The 1483-nt window shown below is 72.2% G+C and carries 1 protein-coding gene; it reads left to right on the forward strand.

Features of this window, described 5'->3' with window-relative positions; genetic code table 11:
• A partial coding sequence (locus QCD68_RS17155) for a DEAD/DEAH box helicase (RefSeq protein ID WP_301223886.1) occupies positions 1–1416 on the forward strand: 1416 nt, incomplete at its 5' end.
• Positions 1417–1483: the final 67 nt, after the last annotated feature.

Raw genomic sequence — 1483 nt, forward strand, 5'->3', positions numbered from 1 at the left:
CGCTCGTTCAACCGTGACGACCGCGCGCCGCGTTCGTTCGACCGCAACGACCGCACCGACCGCGCTCCCCGTCGTGACAACGACGACCGCCCGCGTCGTTTCGACCGTGACGAGCGCGCTCCCCGCAGCTTCGACCGCACCGACCGCCCCACCGAGCGCACCCCGTTCGTCCCCGCGGACGACGTCAAGCTCGAGAAGCTGCAGGCCGAGGCGACCATCGCCGCCGACGTCGACGGTGTGACCTTCGGCGACCTCGGCATCGGCGGCAACATCTCCCGCGCCCTCGCCGAGCTCGGCGCAGCGAGCCCGTTCCCGATCCAGGCCGCGACGATCCCCGACGTGCTCGCCGGCAAGGACGTCCTCGGCCGCGGCCGCACGGGCTCCGGCAAGACCATCGCGTTCGGCGCCCCGCTCGTCGAGAAGCTCATGGAGCACGGCGGCGGCACGAAGCGCAAGATGGGCCGCGCCCCGCGTGCGCTCATCCTCGCGCCGACCCGCGAGCTCGCCCTGCAGATCGACCGCACGGTGCAGCCGATCGCCCGCTCGGTGGGGCTCTTCACGACGCAGATCTACGGCGGTGTCCCGTACGGCCGTCAGGAGGGTGCGCTCGAGCGCGGCGTCGACATCATCGTCGGCACCCCGGGTCGCGTGCAGGACCTCCTGAACAAGGGGAAGCTCGACCTCAGCGAGGTCGTCATCTCCGTCCTCGACGAGGCCGACCACATGTGCGACCTCGGGTTCCTCGAGCCGGTGCAGGAGATCCTCCGCGCCACCGCCGAGGTCACCCCGCAGGGCAACCGCGCGCAGAAGCTGCTGTTCAGCGCCACGCTCGACACCCAGGTCGCGGCGCTCGTCGAGCAGTTCCTGCACGAGCCGAGCGTGCACGAGGTCGCGGGTGAGGACCAGGCGTCCTCGACCATCGACCACCGCGTGCTCGTGGTCGAGCAGCGCGACAAGGACCGGGTCCTCGAGGAGCTCGTCGCCGGCGAGGGCAAGACCATCGTCTTCGCCCGCACCCGCGCCTACGCCGAGCGGCTCGCCGAGCAGTTCGAGGACGCCGGCATCCGCGCGACCTCGCTGCACGGCGACCTCAACCAGTCGCGCCGCACGCGCAACCTGTCGCTGCTCACCAGCGGCCGGGTGAACGTGCTCGTCGCCACGGACGTCGCCGCGCGCGGCATCCACGTCGACGACATCTCGCTGGTCGTGCAGGCCGACGCGCCGGACGACTACAAGGCGTACATGCACCGCTCCGGCCGCACCGGTCGTGCCGGCAAGGAGGGCACGGTCGTCACGATCGTCCCGCGCAGCCGTCGCCGGAAGATCGAGGGCATCCTCGAGCACGCCGAGATCGAGGCGGACCTCGTCGAGAGCGGTCCCGGCGACCGCATCCTCGCGGAGCTCGCCGCGCGCTGACCCCGCGACACGACGGCGTCTGTCCGAGACGCCGTCGAAGCGCCGAGACGCCGCCGGATCCGGCGGC

Source organism: Curtobacterium sp. PsM8, assembly GCF_030433875.1.
Lineage (GTDB): Bacteria > Actinomycetota > Actinomycetes > Actinomycetales > Microbacteriaceae > Curtobacterium.